Source organism: Paenibacillus sp. V4I9 (genome assembly GCF_030817295.1).
Taxonomy (GTDB): Bacteria; Bacillota; Bacilli; order Paenibacillales; family NBRC-103111; genus Paenibacillus_E.
In genome coordinates this window covers 2,754,559-2,774,008 of the sequence record NZ_JAUSZE010000001.1, presented here as the reverse complement: position 1 = coordinate 2,774,008, position 19,450 = coordinate 2,754,559, and the positions used below count along the sequence as shown (strand labels likewise).

At 45.8% G+C, this 19,450-nt stretch carries 17 protein-coding genes; 4 read left to right on the top strand and 13 right to left on the bottom strand.

Annotation, left to right across the window (positions count from 1 at the left end; translation table 11 throughout):
• Positions 1–33: 33 nt before the first annotated feature.
• Positions 34–1,794 carry an Rqc2 family fibronectin-binding protein gene (locus QFZ81_RS12680; protein ID WP_307602979.1) on the top strand — a complete coding sequence of 587 codons (1,761 nt, stop codon included), beginning with the start codon at positions 34–36 and terminating at the stop codon, positions 1,792–1,794.
• A gap of 119 nt (positions 1,795–1,913) precedes the next feature.
• Here the strand turns inward: QFZ81_RS12680 and galU are convergent, their stop codons facing one another.
• The 5 genes from galU to QFZ81_RS12655 form a co-directional block, all read right to left on the bottom strand.
• Entirely contained in the window at positions 1,914–2,795 is an 882-nt protein-coding gene (gene galU / locus QFZ81_RS12675) for a UTP--glucose-1-phosphate uridylyltransferase GalU (RefSeq protein ID WP_307602977.1), read from the bottom strand.
• On the bottom strand, positions 2,792–3,649 hold the full coding sequence (locus QFZ81_RS12670; protein ID WP_307443832.1) for a PHP domain-containing protein: 858 nt from the start codon (positions 3,647–3,649) through the stop codon (positions 2,792–2,794). The genes galU and QFZ81_RS12670 overlap by 4 nt, the downstream gene beginning before the upstream one ends.
• A 74-nt stretch (positions 3,650–3,723) precedes the next feature.
• Positions 3,724–4,635: a selenium metabolism-associated LysR family transcriptional regulator gene (locus tag QFZ81_RS12665; protein ID WP_307602976.1), complete on the bottom strand. Its 912-nt coding sequence runs from the start codon at positions 4,633–4,635 to the stop codon at positions 3,724–3,726.
• A gap of 112 nt (positions 4,636–4,747) precedes the next feature.
• A complete protein-coding gene (locus QFZ81_RS12660) occupies positions 4,748–5,185 on the bottom strand; it encodes a hypothetical protein (RefSeq protein ID WP_307443835.1) in 438 nt (145 codons plus the stop codon).
• 211 nt (positions 5,186–5,396) lie between these two features.
• Positions 5,397–5,660, bottom strand: coding sequence for a YlbG family protein (locus QFZ81_RS12655; RefSeq protein WP_029195610.1), 264 nt, complete (start codon positions 5,658–5,660; stop codon positions 5,397–5,399).
• Positions 5,661–5,707: 47 nt separating this feature from the next.
• Here QFZ81_RS12655 and QFZ81_RS12650 point away from each other — a divergent pair, with 47 nt between their 5' ends.
• Positions 5,708–6,712, top strand: a complete 1,005-nt coding sequence (locus QFZ81_RS12650) for an asparaginase (protein WP_307602975.1) — start codon at positions 5,708–5,710, stop codon at positions 6,710–6,712.
• A gap of 3 nt (positions 6,713–6,715) precedes the next feature.
• On the opposite strand, the gene QFZ81_RS12645 is transcribed toward QFZ81_RS12650, so the two are convergent.
• The 3 genes from QFZ81_RS12645 to QFZ81_RS12635 form a co-directional block, all read right to left on the bottom strand.
• Complete coding sequence (locus QFZ81_RS12645) at positions 6,716–7,165, bottom strand: YlbF/YmcA family competence regulator (RefSeq protein ID WP_029195608.1); 450 nt, start codon at positions 7,163–7,165, stop codon at positions 6,716–6,718.
• A gap of 113 nt (positions 7,166–7,278) precedes the next feature.
• Positions 7,279–9,330, bottom strand: a complete 2,052-nt coding sequence (locus QFZ81_RS12640) for a helicase-associated domain-containing protein (protein ID WP_307602973.1) — start codon at positions 9,328–9,330, stop codon at positions 7,279–7,281.
• Positions 9,331–9,349: 19 nt separating this feature from the next.
• On the bottom strand, positions 9,350–11,032 hold the full coding sequence (locus QFZ81_RS12635; protein WP_307602971.1) for a DNA repair helicase XPB: 1,683 nt from the start codon (positions 11,030–11,032) through the stop codon (positions 9,350–9,352).
• Between the two features lie 174 nt (positions 11,033–11,206).
• Between QFZ81_RS12635 and QFZ81_RS12630 the strand changes: the two genes are divergently transcribed.
• Entirely contained in the window at positions 11,207–11,719 is a 513-nt protein-coding gene (locus tag QFZ81_RS12630) for a thermonuclease family protein (protein WP_307443845.1), read from the top strand.
• Positions 11,720–11,996: 277 nt separating this feature from the next.
• Positions 11,997–12,923: a LysR family transcriptional regulator gene (locus QFZ81_RS12625; RefSeq protein ID WP_307602969.1), complete on the top strand. Its 927-nt coding sequence runs from the start codon at positions 11,997–11,999 to the stop codon at positions 12,921–12,923.
• Here QFZ81_RS12625 and QFZ81_RS12620 read toward each other — a convergent pair.
• From QFZ81_RS12620 to QFZ81_RS12600, 5 genes are all read right to left on the bottom strand, one after another.
• Complete coding sequence (locus QFZ81_RS12620) at positions 12,868–13,941, bottom strand: Gfo/Idh/MocA family protein (RefSeq protein WP_307443848.1); 1,074 nt, start codon at positions 13,939–13,941, stop codon at positions 12,868–12,870. The genes QFZ81_RS12625 and QFZ81_RS12620 overlap by 56 nt on opposite strands.
• A gap of 57 nt (positions 13,942–13,998) precedes the next feature.
• The gene (locus tag QFZ81_RS12615; RefSeq protein ID WP_307443849.1) at positions 13,999–15,147 is read right to left on the bottom strand and encodes a Gfo/Idh/MocA family protein; all 1,149 of its coding nucleotides are present in this window, start codon (positions 15,145–15,147) and stop codon (positions 13,999–14,001) included.
• Positions 15,148–15,320: 173 nt separating this feature from the next.
• Positions 15,321–17,426, bottom strand: coding sequence for a PAS domain-containing protein (locus QFZ81_RS12610; RefSeq protein WP_307602967.1), 2,106 nt, complete (start codon positions 17,424–17,426; stop codon positions 15,321–15,323).
• Between the two features lie 148 nt (positions 17,427–17,574).
• A complete protein-coding gene (locus QFZ81_RS12605; RefSeq protein ID WP_307602965.1) occupies positions 17,575–18,015 on the bottom strand; it encodes a CBS domain-containing protein in 441 nt (146 codons plus the stop codon).
• A 63-nt stretch (positions 18,016–18,078) separates the two neighbouring features.
• Positions 18,079–19,248: a M20 family metallopeptidase gene (locus QFZ81_RS12600; protein WP_307602963.1), complete on the bottom strand. Its 1,170-nt coding sequence runs from the start codon at positions 19,246–19,248 to the stop codon at positions 18,079–18,081.
• Positions 19,249–19,450: the final 202 nt, after the last annotated feature.

The window sequence follows — 19,450 nt, the reverse complement described above, 5'->3', positions numbered from 1 at the left end:
AAGTTTTCAACCTAGAATGGAGTTGTATGTATCATGGCTTTAGACGGACTAGTCCTTCATGCAATTGTTCACGAACTGCAAATGTGTGTAGGAGGCCGAATCAATAAAATTCACCAGCCCACTGAAAATGACATTATTATGCACATCCGAGCACAAGGGCAAAATGTGAAACTACTTCTTTCAGCAAATCCTACCTATCCAAGGGTCCAAATCACCGAGCAGTCCTCGTTAAATCCAATGGATGCTCCTATGTTCTGTATGCTGCTTCGCAAACACTGTGAGAGCGGCGTTATTGAAGCCGTGGAACAAATAGGCATGGAGCGTGTCATCCGTTTGCAAATTCGTCATCGCGATGAATTGGGAGATATGAGCACCAAACATATCATTGTGGAAATCATGGGGCGACACAGCAATATTATTCTGCTGGACCCGGCAACGGAAACAATTCTAGACGGCATCCATCACGTTACTCCTGCCATCAGTTCTTATCGGATTGTCATGCCGGGAAGCAAGTATGTCACGCCGCCTGAGCAGGACAAACAAAATCCACTAGAGGCCGATGCCTCCACGTTCCAGCATGCTCTTAGTCAAGATTCAGGTCAAGAAGAGTCCAAGGAGAAACCTGAACACAAATTAGTCGCTGCATTCAGTGGGCTAAGTCCTTTGATTGCCAAAGAAATCGTATTCCGCAGCCGTCAAGACGGGAACAACGAACAAGGAGATGACCTAGCGGCCTTGTGGACAGCTTTCGATGGTGTCATGACGGCTGTACGTCAGCATCGGTACGAACCCGTTATTGTAGAGCAAGAAGGTACCGGTAAATTGTTCTTTGCCATGACACCCTTAAGACACATTACCGGCATTTCCACGTCATATGCGACACCAAGTGATTGTTTGGAGCACTTTTATGGCGACAAAGCGGAAAGAGATACGGTCAAACAACGTGTGGCTGATTTGCTCCGTTTTTTGCATAACGAAGCGAATAAAAATGTTAAAAAGTTGGAAAAACTTCAAGAAACCGTTGATGAATCTAAAGATGCCGACAAATATCGGATTCTCGGCGAGCTGTTGACGGCCTCCCTTCACCTGATAAAAAGAGGGGATCGCGAGGTCGAGATTATCAACTACTATGATGAGGACCAGGCTTTGATAAAAATAAAGCTGGATCCGCTATTGAACCCTTCTGAAAATGCACAGCGGTATTTTAAAAAGTACACAAAAATGAAAAACAGCACGGCGATTGTCGAGGAACAAATTGCACAAACCCATCAAGAGATTACGTACTTAAACTCCTTGCTGCAGCAGCTTAGTGTCGCTTCTTTGACCGATATCGAAGAGATCCGCGATGAGCTTATGGAGCAAGGTTATGTACGTGACCGTAACAAAAAACAACGTAAAAAGAAAAAGAAAGATAAGCCGGCTTTGGCCTGCTACCTTTCCAGTGAAGGTGTTCCTATCTATGTTGGTAAAAATAATACGCAGAACGAATATTTAACGAATCGACTTGCCTCTTCGATGGATACTTGGCTGCATACGAAGGATATTCCTGGCTCCCATGTCGTGATTCGCAGCGATAGTTTTTCAGAAACTACCCTGCTGGAGGCAGCCCAATTGGCCGCTTATTTCAGTCAAGCCAAGCATTCCAGCCAAGTCCCAGTTGACTATACAGCCATTAAACATGTTCACAAGCCAAATGGGGCAAAGCCCGGATTTGTCATCTATGTGAATCAGAAGACGCTATTCGTGACGCCGGATGAGAACATGATTAAGCAGATGAACGTTACGATAAAATAAAATTGGGAGAATAAAGAACCTAGCGAGTTAACCCGCTAGGTTCTTTGTGTGTCATATTTTTATGAAATAACCATGTCCAACACGGCTGTTTTTCTGCCGATCGACACATAAGCGTTTCTCTATTTCAATTCCAACTGACGAATCAGAGATAATAGATAAGCTTTTACTTGGTCCTGTAAATCTGGACGCTGCAAGGCAAGTTCGATGGTCGCTTCTATGTATCCCATCTTATCGCCAACGTCGTAGCGCTTAGCTTGCATCAGATAGGCAGCCATTTGCTGCTGCCTGTTGAGTACACGCAAAGCGTCAGTCAATTGAATTTCGCCGCCGCGGCCAGGCTCTTGTCTCTCCAGAATGCCGAAAATTCCCGGCATAATGATATATCGCCCAATAACGGCTAAATTCGAAGGCGCCTGATCACGGTCAGGCTTCTCAACCAGATCTTCTATCAACTGGTACTTGGCTAAGCTGCTTGCGGGAGAGACAATACCATACTTACTTACATCTTCCCATGGCACTTCTTGCACAGCAATGACGGACGTTTCGGATTGTTCATAAATGTCCATCATTTGCTTAAGTCCTGGCGGCGAGGATTGGAGAATATCATCGCCAAGCAGAACAGCGAATGGCTCATCCCCAATGAATTTGCGGGCGCATAGAATCGCATGACCAAGTCCGAGAGGCTGCTTTTGCCGAATATAGTGAACATCGGCCAGATTCGAAACGGATTGCACGATTTCGAGAAGCTGTGTACTGCCTTTTTCCTCCAGCATCATCTCAAGTTCAACCGATTTGTCAAAATGATCTTCAATTGCACGCTTATTGCGTCCAGTGACAATAATAATATCTTCAATGCCAGATTCGATCGCTTCTTCCACGATATATTGAATGGCAGGTTTATCAACAATAGGCAGCATCTCTTTGGGCTGCGCCTTTGTAGCTGGCAGGAAACGAGTTCCCAGACCTGCTGCAGGGATAATAGCTTTGCGAATTTTCTTCATGTACGCTGCTCCTTCTCTGGTTTTAGGCGTTGTAAAACATCGATTCCTATTCGCCTTGAACCGATAGGTGCGTGGAATACTACACCGCCTCGTTCACCATGGAAATCGGAACCAGCCGTTATGAGAAGTCCGGAGCGCTGTGCAAGGCTGAGATATTTCGCTTCTTCTTCCGGCGTATGGTCTGAGTGATAGACTTCAATACCATTCAGGCCTTGATGGATAATTGCCTCTACAAGGGTATCATCATGGTAAATACCTGGATGGGCGAGGACGGCCTTTCCTCCCGCTTCTTGGATCCACCCAATCGCCGTAGCTGGCTCGATCCTTGGTGGATTGGCATAAGCTGCAGCACCAGTGCCTAAATACCGGTCAAAAGCCTCGCTAATCGAGCTCACATAGCCTTTATTCAGCAGCACCGCAGCGATGTGAGGCCTTCCAACTGTGTCGCCCTTACTCTTAATATTCTCTACTTCCCGCAGTACTTCCGCCATTGTAATGTCTAGTCCGAGCTGCTGTAAGCGCTCAATAATCATATTATTGCGGGTATCTCTCGTTTCTCGCAAAGACGCCAGTCTCTGAAGAAATTGCTCATTATTAATGTCAATATAATAACCCAGCACATGGATATCCTGCCCACCCGCAACCGTGGAGATTTCAACTCCTGGCACAACCTCAATACCGAGCTCACGCCCCGCTAAGAGCGCCTCTGCGACACCTGAGACCGTATCATGGTCCGTGATCGCGATAGCGCCTAGTCCAGCGTCAAAAGCCATTTGAACGTTAGCCGCAGGGCGCTCAGTCCCATCTGATGCTGTCGTATGTGTATGTAAATCCGCTTCGATTCTTGCAGACATTTTCTATTCCCTTCCTTCATCGGAAATGACAACTATGAACTTATCATTAGTGAACTGTAGATTTATGTAAAATATTAAAGGAAGCGGCTCAAATCCTCTTGTCGCAAAAAGGTCATGAAGCTTACTGCCGATATAGGCAGCAGCGTAGAGTTCAAGTAAATGGCATAGAAGCTGCGTTCGAAAGCAATGTTCTCGATCTGCTTCACTTTAAAAAGGCCTAGCGTCACTTCATGCTTAACGGATGACTGGGAAAGAATGGATATACCCAAACCCGCTTCAACAGCAGATTTGATAGCACCTGTGCTGCCAAGCTCCATGACAATCTTCATGGAAGAACAATCCACGTTGCAGCGCGCGAACTCCTCTTCCATCACTCTTCTCGTCCCGGATCCTTGCTCACGAAGAACAAACGGATATTTCAGCAGCTCCTCCAGAGTTACAACCTCCATATCGGCTAACGGATGGTCCGCAGGCACGATGAGCTTAAGCTCATCACTAAGAATTGCTTCGGTATGGACATCCGGATGATGAATGGGCGCTTCGACAAGTCCGAAATTGAGCTGATGACCCAGGACCTCGTCCAAAATCTGGGTCGTATTCATCACTTTCATCGATACGGAGATGTTAGGATAGTCTTTGCTGAAGGGCCCAAGAAGGCGAGGTAAAATGTATTCCCCCATCGTCAAGCTGGCGCCCAACTGCAGCCGTCCTTCAATCATCTTCGTAAATTTGGACATGGCAACATCGGTCTCACGGATAAGCTCAATGCTGTTTTTAGCAAAAGGCAGCAGTGCTCGTCCCGCTTCGGACAGCTCGATCTTCTTGGTGCTGCGGTGAAATAGCTTGACGCCGAAATAATCTTCCAGTGATTGTACCTGCATGGTCACAGCAGGCTGTGTCATATGCAGGGCTCCCGCCGCATGAGAGAAGCTGCCTTTCTCCGCCACGGTAAAGAAGATATGTAGTTGATGAAAATTAAGTGCCATGTAAACCCGCCTCTCTTTGTTTCCATTATATGAAATCGCAAGCACACAGTCCATTAAGACGCAAAAAAGAGCATGCCTTCATCGACACACTCCAGTTAAGCAACCTATTCGGCTATCGACGCTTACGACTGTTCTTGATCAGTGTCATGCGACGTGAGTGTCTAAGCCAAGAGTAATAAGACTTCAAATCACGAAGCTCCATCGTTTCCGACATTTTCCCAAGGAAAGTAACAATAATCATTTTGTGAAGCGGATTACCCACAAGATCAGTTTCATGTTCCAGATGGGAAAACTCGGCAACAACAACAAGGTCGTCATCAATGAGATAAACGTCTTCTTCATTGCGATAATAAGGGACGATGCTATCATTTTTAAGCTTTTCCCACAGAAAAGCACAAATTTCCTCGAGTGAATTGTTTTCGCTAGAAATACGATCACTCCATCTCAGCTTAGCATGATTCGTGATCACGACATCCGCCACTTTCTTGTCACCCAGCTGTACGAAGAATGGTTCATAAGTACTCCATCTCCCCATCACCTTGTCTTTCATGATCACAACCCCTTTCCTACTAAAATGAGACCGTGTACCTATTCCCTATGTGCCTGTAAGTTATATTTTACTTGATTATAACTTTTTTTCCTATGAAAGAATATATAAAATTATTAATAAATATTTGTGAAATCATGAAAAAATGCTTATTTTCTAAAAATTCAAAAAATAAAAAAAGCTTCTTACGAAGCTTTCGTTTTGCACTGCAGCCTCAAAGGGTGTAAAATCTAGTTTTGTCCGGCACATCACTACTGTATTCGGTTTTAATTTCGTTTCGGTAAGACTTCTCTACCTTTTTGACGTACGGGAGCTTCAACAGGTTCCGTGTTGTCTCATCTACTTTGCTGGCATGTATATAAAGAACGGCATAATTCATTTTCTTGGATATGTAATGAAGGGAACCGAACCGTTCCAAGTTTCTGGCGGCTTTGATATCGTTTACCCAAATGATTAATCCGCTACGCTCGATCATCATGATTGCAACCTCTTTTCAATAATCCTAGTATGGAGTGATACCACTACATGAAGCCTTCTGACACCATGGTCCGCATATTCCGTGGAAGCATAACAGAAAGTATTCACCGCGTCCACCTCGCGGTCGTTAACGCTGGGGGGACGCTGCTGCATCAAGCAGGCGACCCGCAGCTGCTCACCTTCGCCCGTTCGACAGCGAAGCTCTTACAAGCATTGCCGGTGATTGAATCCGGCGCAGCTGATCATTTCGGCCTCACTGATGCCGAAATCGCCTTATGCTGCGCTTCCCACAACGGGGAAGCTGAGCACGTGAGCACGGCCCAGGGTATCCTGGGCAAGCTCGGTTACCATCATGAGCACCTGCAGTGCGGTGCACATGATCCTTACCACGCACCGACTGCAAAGGCGATGCGCGAGCGAGGAGAGTCCCCGACCACCTTGCACAACAATTGCTCGGGCAAACATTCGGGCATGCTAGCGCTAAGTGCACACCTGGGTGCATCGCCGGATACCTACATGAGCATCCAGCATCCTGTTCAGCAGCTTATGCTAGATGCGGTATGTGCCATGACCGGCGTGCCGAAGCCGCAGATGCATCTCGGGATTGACGGTTGTGGGGTGCCCGTATTCGGTATGACGATTGACCAACTGGCACTTGCCTTCGCCAGATTAGGCCGCCCTGACGAATTGCCGCAAGCACGTGCAAACGCTTGCCAAAGAATTGTCGCCGCGGTGCGAAAATATCCTCAATTCCTCGCGGGAAGCGACCGCTTCGATACGCGATTAATCGAGGTTACGGGTGGCCGTATCATCGGCAAGATGGGAGCCGAAGGCATCTTCGCCATCACAATTCCTGAGCAGGGACTAGGCTTTGTCTTAAAGATCGAAGACGGTACCGTTCGGGCCTTGTATCCCGCTGTCGTCGAAGCTTTGAAGCAGTTAAGCTTGCTCTCGGAATCCGAAGTAGGCGAACTTGCATCCTATCATACCCCTACTATTCATAACTGGCAGGGAACCGAGGTCGGAATCATCCGCCCCGATTTCCAGCTTTAGTTTTTACCCGCAATTCCCGCTGCAGCTTCCACCGGAACTGCAGCCTTTGCCAGTTGGAAGTGGATTATTACTTGGGACTTTAATCGTATCGGAGACCGCATGCGCGATCGTCGTTGAAACCGTAAACAGCAAATCGTCCAAACGGTCTTCCGCTTCTTTGAACCTACGCACCGCTTCAACAGCATGCAGCTTCTCCTGAATCTCATTCACCGCGGCTAATGCTTCGTGATAGCTTGGGTGGTAATGCCCGAAGCGTTCACATTCCTCGAAAGCATCTTTCTTTCTGGCGAAAACCGCTTTAAGATCCCGAACTTCCGCGCTGTTCTCCACAGCGATCTTCCAATATAAATAATCTGCCACTTCAGCAGAGGAATTAATCATATCACCCATGTCATAAGCCTGCATAAGAACGGCCGACATATCTATTGTTTCTGCTTCCATTGTCTGTAACATAACTACGATCAACATCCTTCCTCTCAAAGAATAGATAACATCTCTACTATACCACAGTTCCCCAAGAGTTTCTTCCTTTTCTCTTTGCAGCGAAATCCTCGTTCATTTGATCATTAGCTTCTTCTATCCAATGTATAAACACCTTCATCATTGATACCAGGCAAAATAAGCTTCATTTCCTCCCAATCCTCGCTCGCCAAAGAAATCTCCTGATATTCCTCCAGTCCTTCCAATATCCAGCCCGACCGTTCTTCGCGAAGAATTCGGGGGATAATGAAGCGATTTCGCCCTTCTTTACGAAGCTGCAGAACGCTTTTCCATTCAATAGCTTTACGGATCATCTCTTTGCGTGTAGAGCCATGATACTCACGGATTTCCTTAATCCAGCTTACAGGAATATCCTGCATATCCGGATACAATTCATACCGCTCCGGCAAATGGGTATCCATTTCATAGAGCTGAATGGTATCCCGTGAATAACAAAGGCCACCTGTCTGATTTTCGGACGAAATCAAGGGATTGGAAATCACTGAGTTCTCGTCTTTTCGGCTGCTTCTTGGATTGAAACCCATATTCTCCAGACACTTCGTAAGCATTGTAAGATGTTGACGCAAAATAATAAAGTCTGAGCCGCCAACGCGGTCCCCGAGAAGTGGAAGGCATTTCTCGTTTCTAAGCAGTGCCTCTGCAATATCCTCGGAACGGCATCGAAGCAGTGTTACTTCTTCGATATACAGCTTACCGGCCTGCTCCCCCCATTGCTGTAAAGTAAGCGTTATATGTGCAGGTACTTCGTAGAGTGCGTTCTCGTGCAGCATCCGAATCATCTCTTCGCTGCTCAGACCCTTCTCACAAGCACGATAGAAGCTTTCTTTGGTTATGCGATAGGTACGAACAAGATCTGTCATTTTGAGGTCAGCGAAAGCCGCGATATCCCATTCTGTGCGAAGCGATACGTCAGGGGGGAGTAACATTTCGAAATCCGGCTGCACATAAAGCGAGGGATGCACCTCAACATGCGTTTCTGACGATCTGAGGCCATCATCCTTATAATGTGAGGCCTCTTGTATCGGTGTGATTAACCATCGAAACCATAGATGATCATCCTGATCGGTACCCAACTCTATGAAACGAAAAACAGACAAAGGAGCCATCCATGTGGTCATGATAGACTTGCGAAGCGATGATTCACCCATCACCTGTCCCCCGAAGGAACAGCAAGAACGGATTTCTTTCACAATAGTGTCCACTTCATACCACTGTCCGAACTCTCCCCTCTCCATCAATGATATGCCATGTTCAAGCCAGACAGGTGCAGGAATCAACAGTTGACGCCAAATCTGATATAGCTGCCCCTGCTGCTTATCATAGGAGTCCTGAAGCCATCTTAGACAGGCCTGCTGGTTGAAAAGGTAACGGTCACCTTGACTATGAATAGAAAGGAAACCCATGCGAATAGCCATTTCAATCATTAGCGCGGCAGGTTCGTTATAAACGTCTCTAAATGCGTAAGTAAGCCCAGCAGAGCATAAAATATCATTAGGCAAGGCTAGATGTTCCGTTAGCTTTTGCAGCTGCTTTTTATGTAAAATCCCTTTATTCGTGAGAGGTAGCGATGGCTGTTGGTTGCAAGCCACCAGAAAATGAAACAGCTGCTGTGCCAAGCCTCTAGGATTAATCGGCGCTGCTGCATCTGATGTGTTTAATTGACCAGAGCTCCCGGCTTCCCACAGCTCAAGAGCCAAATCCTCTTTACCTGTTTGAAGCTGATCTGACGGAAATAACAACAGGTGCCACGCTGCAAAAGTATCCTCAGGCAGGATAAAAAGCTGCTCCCCCCATGCTTTGCGAAAAGCCGCAATAACGCCTGCTCTTCTAAGTCCTACAAGGCCTAGAGCGACTTGCGCACCCGCCATACGAAGAGCTGCTTGCTTTTCCAACGCGTCTTTTGTAAACGGTTCACAGCCGAAAGTGGATAATATGAGACGCAGAGTATGCTTTTCATCCACTGACAAATGCCGGTTCAACTCAGCAAGGTACTTCCGATCCGTCATTAAATCAGGAAATGCCACACCTTGTTCTAGGAAAGAACTGCACCATTTTTGTTCAATAATGAGCTCCCTCAGTTCTCGGGGCATTTTCCTATCGATATGTTCAAATCTCATCCTATGCTCCTTCTCGTCGTCATTTTGCCGCTTGATTCCAACTCGTTATGCTATATTGATAGCCCTGCTCAACTAGAAATAACTGCCTTTTCATAGCAAAATCCTGCTCCTTCGTATCCTCGCTAATCAGAGAATAGAAGACAGCTGCGTTCGTACCGCTGCTCTTAGGTCGAAGGATGCGCCCAAGCCGCTGCGCCTCTTCTTGCCGCGAACCATAACTGCCCGACACCTGAATGGCTACGACGGCATCGGGCAGGTCCACTGCAAAATTGGCAACCTTGGATACAATAAGGAGGGGCAGCTGACCCTTCTTGAATTGGTCGTATAGTTCCTCTCGGAGTTCATGCGCCACTCCACCGCTGATCATAGGCGCGCCGGTATGGGCAGCGATAAGCTCCAACTGACTAATATATTGGCCGATGATTAACGTCTGTTCATTAGCATGAAGCAGCAATAAGTGGTCAATAACGTCTAGCTTAGCGGCATTTTCTCCAGCAATCCTGAACTGCTGCCTAGCACCTGAGGCTCCATAACGATCCCGATCCAAAGCCGATAGAGGCACTCGTACTTCCTTGCAGGCGACCTTGGCTATCCAGCCCATTGACTCTAGCTCTTTCCAAGCCATATCATATTTCTTCGGTCCTACAAGTGAGAAAACGTCTTCTTCTCGACCGTCTTCCCTAATTAATGTAGCCGTTAACCCGAGTCTGCGAGTCGCTTGTATCTCTGCTGTGGCCCGAAAAACGGGGGCTGGCAAAAGATGAACCTCATCATAAATAATCAACCCCCAGTCTCTTTGACTAAACAGCCGCATGTGAGAGAATTCGTCTTCTTTCTTCCCTCGATGCGTCAAAATCTGATAAGTCGCAATCGTGATGGGCCTTACTTCCTTCGTTGTGCCGTTATATTCCCCTACCTGATCTTCCGCTAAGCCCGTTTTGCTCAAAATCTCACGCTTCCACTGCTTCACCGAAGTAACATTGGTTGTCAGAATCAATGTAGCACAGTTGCACTTGGCCATCGCAGCAATGCCGACCACTGTCTTCCCCGCTCCACAGGGGAGCACCAACACACCGCTGCCGCCTTCTCCTACACGGTTAAAAGCATCTACAGCATGCTTTTGGTAATCACGCAGCTGGAACGGCGCTTCCATCGTATCTTCATTCCGAAGCTGAATCGGAAGATACTCACCGCTGCGATAAGCGGCCAAATCTTCAACAGGATACCCCAGCTTGATAAGTTCTTGCTTCAAGACACCTCGTGAAATCGGAGAAATAGCAATAGCGCGCTCTCCGCGGGTATCCTCTAAATACCTCTTCAACGAATCGTACGCGCTAATTTCTTTTAACACGACCGTATCATCGCTAACTAAATAGAGCTCATTTCCGACATTCTCTATACGCAGTATGCCGTAGCGCTTCACATATTTACGTATACTGCTCAGTACCGCGGGAGGAACACCAAATTTCGCATATCGCTGTAAAAAAACCGACATTTCTTCTATTGGCATCCCTGCCGCTGAAGCATTCCATAGCGATAATGGCGTAATCCGATACGTATGGAGATGCTCCGGGCTTTTGATCAGATCCGCGAAACGGGATATGGTCCCCCTTACAGCTTCAAATTCCGGGTGATTCGTTTCCACTAATATCGATAAATCGCTCTGTACAATCAGAGGACGGGTAGGATCCATGGCAATCATGTGCTGCCTCCTTTTTTCCTAGTATGAAAGGAAAGCACTTGATTTAAACATCCCCACCATGCTAACGTCTAAAACATACTTAAGGAAATGCTTACGATGCAAGTTTTCCTAAAGGAAAACTCAGCTTATGCTTACGAAGAAAGTTTTCTTACGAAAACTCTAAGGAGGTCATTCATGCGCAAATGGAAAATCTCTCTTGCTGTACTGCTAAGTCTAGCTATCTTGATGACTGCTTGTGGGAGTAAACCCGCAGCTGTAGCTGGCAGAGAGCGTGTAAAAGTGGAACGTATCGTGGACGGTGACACGCTTGAGGTCACAATAAAGGGGAAGAAAGAGAAAGTTCGATTAATTGGTGTGGACACACCTGAGACGAAGAAACCTAATACACCGGTAATGTTTTATGGGAAAGAAGCAAGTGCTTATACGAAGAAGCGATTGGAGAAGGAAACCGTCGAGCTTGAATTTGATGTAGATAAAAAGGATCAATATGATCGTTTGCTCGTTTACGTATGGATCGGAGAAGAACTGTTTAACCGTACCCTGGTTCAAGAGGGGTATGCGCGGATCGCTACATATCCTCCGAACGTCAAGTACGTGGATGCCTTTAAGAAAGATCAAGAAACAGCCCGTAATAAAAAGAAAGGCTTATGGAAGGATTACGATAAAGCATTCGATACCAAAAAATAACCGATAACTACCAAGGCAAGTGCCGAAAGCATCCCAGCAATCGGGAGGAAGTGAAAGCCCCTTCTCTCCTTCTTTTCGTACCAATGGGCCCTTCTTGAGCGCTTTTCTATTTCTCTTATATGCTGCTCAAATCTTTTCTCTATTTCGTATAGATTCCACATGGTAACTCCCCCTATCCTTTGGTTGAGAACGATTTTACCATGGCAGGAACTCCCAGAGTTATCTATAATTAATGATAGTAACCATCGGAAAAAGTGATGATTGGAGGGCGACTAGGATGGATCTTACCTTGTATAAAACGCTGCTTGAAGTCGCCAAATGGCAAAACTATACGAAGGCCGGTGAAAGTCTCGGCTATGCTCAGTCTAGTGTGACATCCCAAATTCAAAAGTTAGAAATGGAATATGGTATCGAAATATTTGAACGTGTCGGTAAAAAGATGAGACCGACGCCAGCCGGCGACATTTTACTCCGATATGCCTCCAAGCTTGTCAAACTAGTAGAGGAATCGAAGATAACTGTTGCGGGTCAAACGACGGGGAGCTTTATCATTGGCACACATGAGACAACCATATGCTCATATATGCTGCCACCGTATTTAGGAGCTTTCAAGAGGCGCTATCCGCAAATTACGATCACCATCAACGAAGTTGTCGAGAATGATATTTATCGGGCACTTAAAGCAGGCGAATGCGATATGGGGTTCATTGTTGAACGTGAAATACATGACCCTGATTTGATATTTGAAAATATTCAAGAAGAGGAATTCGTCATTATTGCCTCGCCGGATCATCCGTTAGCAGCCCAATTATCCATTGTTCCACAAGATTTAAACGGCTGCGAGATTCTGATGTCGACAGTAGGAAGCCGGTGCCGCAATCTATTCGAAAAGATGCTGCGCAAACACCAAATCCAATATACACTGGCCTATGAAATTAATAACTATGAAACGGTCAAAAAATGCGCGATGCATGGACTGGGTCTTTCCTTGCTTCCCAAAACGACCGTTACCGCTGAAACGCAAAACGGGCAGCTAGCAATTTTACCGCTAGACTACCCGAATTTTAAGCTAAACGTACAGCTGTGTTATCATGCCAAAAGGCAATTATCGATGCCCATGAAGGCTTTTATCCAGTTATTGTGTAGGCCTACTCCACACGGATTGCATTCGCCTGAGCAATCAAGCACAGCTCTGCTGCTTTGAACGTATGCGCCTGTGTCATGGCATGCTCTGTACGATTCAGACAGTCCAAGATCAACTGGCCGAAGAAAGGAAAGCCTACTTGTCCATGAAGGCTGTAGTGCTTTTCTCCTTGCTGGTTGACCAGGTATAACTGATCTCCCTGCGGATCGCGAGCGATGTCAATATATTTACGCAGCTCAATATATCCTTCTGTTCCTAGAATAACCGTCCGTCCATCTCCCCAAGTACCCAAACCACTCGGTGTAAGCCAATCCACACGGAAATAGTTTGTCGCTCCGTTGTCCCCGATCAGTGTAGCGTCACCGAAATCCTCCAGCTCCGGATAATCCTTCGCATGGTAATTCGCCACTTTGCTGCTTACAACGGTAGCATCCTTACAGCCTGCATAATGCAGAAATTGTTCGATTTGATGACTGCCGATATCACAGAGAATGCCGCCATAATTTTCCTTCTTGAAAAACCAGTCAGGGCGATTCGATGCACCCAATCGGTGCGGCCCTAAACCAATGACCTGTACGACACGGCCAATTGCACCCTCTTCAATGAGCTGTCCCGCAAAAACGGCGCTCTCCACATGGAGACGCTCACTGTAATATACAGCAAATTTGCGACCCGTAGCTTCAACAGTTGCCTTGGCGGCAGCCAGTTGATCTAATGTTGTGAAAGGAGCTTTATCTGTAAAAAAATCTTTACCATTCTCCATCGCTCGGACACCTAACGCTCCGCGTTCAGAAGGTACAGCAGCTGAAGCGATTAGCTTGACTTCGGCATCGTCAAATATTTCTTGCTCAGACGCAGCAACTTTCACATGAGGATACTTCTCTACGAAAGCCTTTACCTTGGCAGCGTCCTGGTCATAAACCCATTTGAGCTCTGCTCCTGCTTCCTGCAAACCATTACACATACCATAGATATGACCGTGATCCAAGGCAATCGCCGCGAAAACGAACTCCCCTTTTTGAACGACAATGTTCGGCTTCCCTTTTGGTGCGTAGTTCATTCCATCGCTTTTCTGCATGTCCCAATTCCTCCACTATCCTACCCATGTACGCATTAGCGCGGGGTGTTCATTTATTTAGACCACAAGTGTTTTAAAGCCAGCCTCTTTATTGACGGTGGAATTTTTTATTTTCTCTTGCAAATGCTGCTCGAACAGTTCTTCGTCAATCGGCAGATCTACCCAATTGTCCGTCCACGTCGACAACAGCATGGCGTTGGATAGCATCAGACCTTTGATTCCTTCTTCCCCTGGAGCAACCAATGGCGTGCCATGTAGAATGGCATCCACCCAGTTTTGCGTGATGCCTTTGTGGCCTGTTTCTTGCCCTTCAATTGGAATCTCGCACTTCCAGCACTCTGGTTGGCCAAATCCACCCTTGTAGGTTTCATTAAATTCTCTCTCGGATACACGCAAACGCCAGAAAGTTAGCTTGCCATCTTCGATCACAATTTTACCGCGGTCACCGGACAACTCGAATCGATTCGTACCCGGTGCTTCGCCAGTTGTTGTAACGAATAAGCCCGTAGCGCCATTCTCATACTCTACGAATGCGGTTACATCGTCCTCTACTTCGATATTGCGATGCTTTCCGAAATAACAAAATGCACGAACTCGTTTAGGCATCATATCGATCGTCCATTGCCACAAGTCAAGCTGATGCGGATCCTGGTTAATGAGTACACCGCCGCCTTCGCCTGCCCATGTTGCACGCCAGCCGCCTGAATCGTAATAGCTTTGGGATCTGTACCAATTCGTAATAATCCAGTTCGTTCTGCGAATTTCACCAAGCTCTCCGGAAGAAACCAAATCCTTCAACTTTTTATATAATGGATTTGTACGTTGATTGTACATCATACTGAATACTTTACCTGAAGCTTGCGCAGCTTCGTTCATTTGACGAACTTGTTTGGTATAAACACCTGCTGGTTTCTCACACAACACATGGAGTCCGGCTTTAAATGCACGGGCAGCTACATCTGGGTGATCATAGTGTGGAGTCGCAATCAATACACCGTCAATTGTCCCCGAAGTAAGGAATGTATCGAGATTGTCGAATAGTTGGACGCCTTCACCTAGGTTTTCTTTCGCCCATTCTAAGCGGTCCGCTCTGAACTCACAAACAGCGGTTAGCTGAGCACCCTTCACTTCATTGTTCACCAAATATTTGGCATGTCCGGTTCCCATATTGCCCAGACCAATAATACCAATCCTTACTTTCTCCATATGGTTATCACCTTTTTCTTGTTAGATTCACAATTATTGAACACGTTATCAATGTAGCATATTTAGAAGACCGCATCTTGTCGCAGATTGACCACCTTATTGCGAACTTTGACAGTTACTGAATATGTACAAATGGAAAAAAGACCAGTTCCCCGGTCCATTCCCTCTCTTTTTTACGAAAATGCTGGCAGTTGGATAAGCACTGTGGTGCCAACGCCAAGCTTACTTTGATATTCGATATGTCCTTGATGTTCATCGATAATCGCGAAGCTAACCATTACGCCGAGCCCGGTTCCCTTCTCTTTCGTCGTATAAAAGGGTTCCCCTATGCGCGGCAGCCGCTCCTCCGATATACCTAATCCCTGATCTGCGAAATAAAGAGCTACACCGCCCGCAACCTTTTTCGCAGATACATTCAGGCAGCCTCCTGTTGGCATCGCCTCAATGGCATTTTTAATCATATTCACGAAAACCTGCTTCAATTGATTTCTCTCACATTTAACCAGAGGAAGATCAGGTTCACAATCTAGTTCGATGATCACATTGCTCATAATTGCTTCTGTATTCAGTAGTTCGATGACTTCGCTTAGAATAGCCTTCGTATCATGAGGTTGAAACGCTACTACTTGTGGCTTAGCAAGAATCAGAAGCTCTCCCAAAATCAGTTCAATCCGGTTAAATTCTTCCTGCATGATCTGAAAATACCGCAGCTTGCTTTCTTCGTTTGCATGACACATCAGCTTAGCAAATCCTTTGAGTGCCGTAAGCGGATTACGGATCTCATGCGCGATACCTGCTGCCAATTGTCCAGCGACATTCAACTTTTCCGTTTTGCGAAGAAGCTCTTCAGTCTGTTTCTGTATGGTGATATCCTGCACCGTTCCAAATAGACGCAGCGGTCTCCCCCATTCGTCATAGGTCGTTTTGGCCATGGTATGAATCATGCGGACTTCAGTCTCATTCACAATAATTCGATACACCAAATCTAGTAGACCGCCATGCAGAGCTTCACGAATTGCCTCTCTCACTTTAACTGTATCATCCGGATGAACCGTATTAAAAAAGGCTTCTATCGTATTCCCAAAACTTTCACGGCTCATACGAAAAAGCACAAACAACTCATCTGACCAATACAAATCATTCCTGATCACATCCCAATCATAGTGACCCAATCCCGCGATTTCTTGCGCAATTTCCAAATTGTCTTTACTTCTTTTAAGCTCAGCTTCAATTTGTTTATATGTTGTAATATCGTGAATGAGTCCCCGTACAGCCGTACGACCGTTATCGCGGATGACTCGCTCGATTTGAGATTTAAGATAGCGTACCTCACCATCATTTCTAACAATCCTGTACTCGACTTCTGATCGTCCAACCTGAATAGCTGTCTCAAAAGCAAGTGCTACTTTCTCGCGATCATCCGATACAATTTGCTTAACAGCTTCGCTTAATTCCAAGGAATCTACAGGATCAAGACCATGGATACGGTACATCTCCTCGGACCACATGCAATACTCATCGTTCAGATATCGTTCAAAGCTGCCAAATTGCCCCAACCTTTGTGCTTGAATAAAACGCTCCTCGACCAGCTTACGTTCTGTAATATCACGCCAAATGCCCAATATCTGACTTCTCTTACCATCTTCGTCTAACATCCATTTGAAATTTTTCTCAAACCACACGTACCAACCTTTTTTATGTAAGAAACGACAGGTGATCATCCCTTGGTCTGCAACAACCGAATGGTTTTCATCCGTAAGAATGTTCCTCAGAATCTCTATGTCTTCTGAATGACAATACGTCAAGATACGAGTACCGACCATTTCATCAACCTCATAACCGAGCAGCGGATGAATAGCAGGGGATAGATATCGAAATTTACCATCTACGGAAGTCAACGTGATTAAATCTTGAAAATTCTCTGTATATTTTAGATAATACTCACTTTCTAGCAATGAACTAATTTCAGCAAAATCCGGTTTACGGAGTGCAATATGCAAGCTCCCCTCAAATGGATATGCACTTATCCTTACCCACTGATTGGATGATTTTATGTATTCTTCAAAATGAACTTCTTCCTTATTTTTACGGGCTTTATGGAATTGATCGTAACAAGCGTACCGTATCGCAGCAGGAAATTCTGCCCAAGCGACTTTACCCAATAATTCATTGGGCGTACGATTTAAAATTTTTGCTGCATATTCGTTGATATATGTATAATGCCAACCTGCGTCTAGAATAATCACACCAATAAATGCGCTGTCTTCGACCCTATTCATTCTAAGATGTTAACCTCCCCTACCCTTTTCGCTATCATTATCTCTCATCACTTATCGGTAGTAAAGATAACAATTTTTCCTGACAAAAAAAGCAACCCTTCTCCATAGCATGGAAAACAGGTTGCTTATTATTATCCGTGGACCATGATTATCTACTTCCGACTAGTATTTTATCTGAAGAAATTTTGCTAAGCGCTTCCCCTGCTTCATCCTCAAAGCTGCCGCGAACCGCTAGGTCTCCGATGGCTACGATTCCAACAAGCTCACCATTCTCTACTACAGGTAAACGTCGAATTTGATCTTTAGCCATCAATTTGGCGGCTTCTTCAACAGATGTATCGGGACTTATTGTCTCGATATCCTTCGTAATTACTTTATCGACAGCAGTAGAACCAGAATGCTTTTCTGCGTATCCGCGAACAACAAGGTCACGGTCCGTTACAACACCAATGAGCTTCTTACCCTCTACAACGGCAACGAATCCGATATCGTGCTGCTTCATTTTCAAAGCGATCTCGTAGACATTATCCTGCAGAGTAACGGTCACGCAATCTTTACTCATGATGTCCCTCACTGTTTTACCTGCCATGTCCCATAATCCCTCCTCGGAGTTAACTTACTTCTATAGCATTCTCCAAAGGAAGCACGGCATTCATGCCATATAATCCAAAGCCATTCCTAACAACAAATTTGCCGCATTTAGCATGGATTTCTCGTCAATATCGAACTTCGGATGATGATGCGGATGTACGATGCCAGCCTCCATATTACCTGCACCTACGAACATAAAACAGCCTGGTCGGTGGTTCAAATAATAGGAAAAGTCTTCTCCGGCCATAATAAGTGGAGACTCGTGCACGGCTTCTGCCCCAAACAATTCGGTACCAACTTTGAAGAAGCGCTCTGCTTCTTTCACGTCATTAACAACCGTAGGGTAACCTAATTTATAGTTTATCTTATAGGAAGCCTGATTCATCTCACAAGTGGTATGTACGATCCGTTCGAGGCGCTGCTTCACATCTTGTCTAAGTTCCGCATTGAACGTGCGTACAGTGCCATTCAGCACACTTGTTTCGGCTATGACATTGAAGCTAGAGCCTCCGTGGAAGGATCCAACGCTGACCACACATGGTTCTATCGGATCTATTTGTCGACTCACGATCGATTGAAGATTAACAACTAATTGAGAAGCTACATAAATGCTGTCAATGGTTTGATGAGGCAAACCCCCATGTCCACCTTTTCCTTGAATATGAATGGTGAATTCGTCGGGTGCCGCCATTAAGGGGCCCGCTTTGGAATAAAAATGGCCTACCGGAAATGGTGTCCATAGATGAACGCCGAATACGGCATCAACACCTTCAAGAGCGCCGTCTTGGATCATGGAATCAGCGCCACCAGGCGTAATTTCTTCAGCATGCTGGAACAGGAAAACCAGATTTCCTTTCAGTTGAGAGCGATGCTGACTCGCCACCTTGGCAATACCAAGCAGTGTGGCGGTGTGTGCGTCGTGTCCACAAGCGTGCATAACGCCATTTGTTAGCGAAGAGTACGTACAGTTCTTCTCATCTTGAATAGGCAATGCGTCCATGTCTGCTCGAAGCGCAACCGTGGGACCTTCGCTGCTGCCGCGGAGCAGTCCGACAATGCCATTGCCTCCTACATTTTTGCGAACTTCTATATCCCAACTTTCTAGATGATTAGCCACAAATTCAGCAGTATGATATTCATGGAAAGAGAGTTCTGGATTTTGATGTAAGTAGCGCCTCCAGGCAACCATTTCTTCATAATTCGCTTGTAAGCTTGCTTGAAAATCGTTCATAAGGAAAATCCTCCGCCCATCCTTGTTTCTTAACTTTTCACGCTTGCCGTGTCATTGAACCTATTCTACCAAATAAATGATCATGTTTCATCTGTAAAGTGCCATCAAATATTAGAAAATTGACGTTGTTATCGACTTGCAGAACCATTGGAAACATACTATCATGAATAAAGAATGCATACGTACAATATGGAGGCGTTAA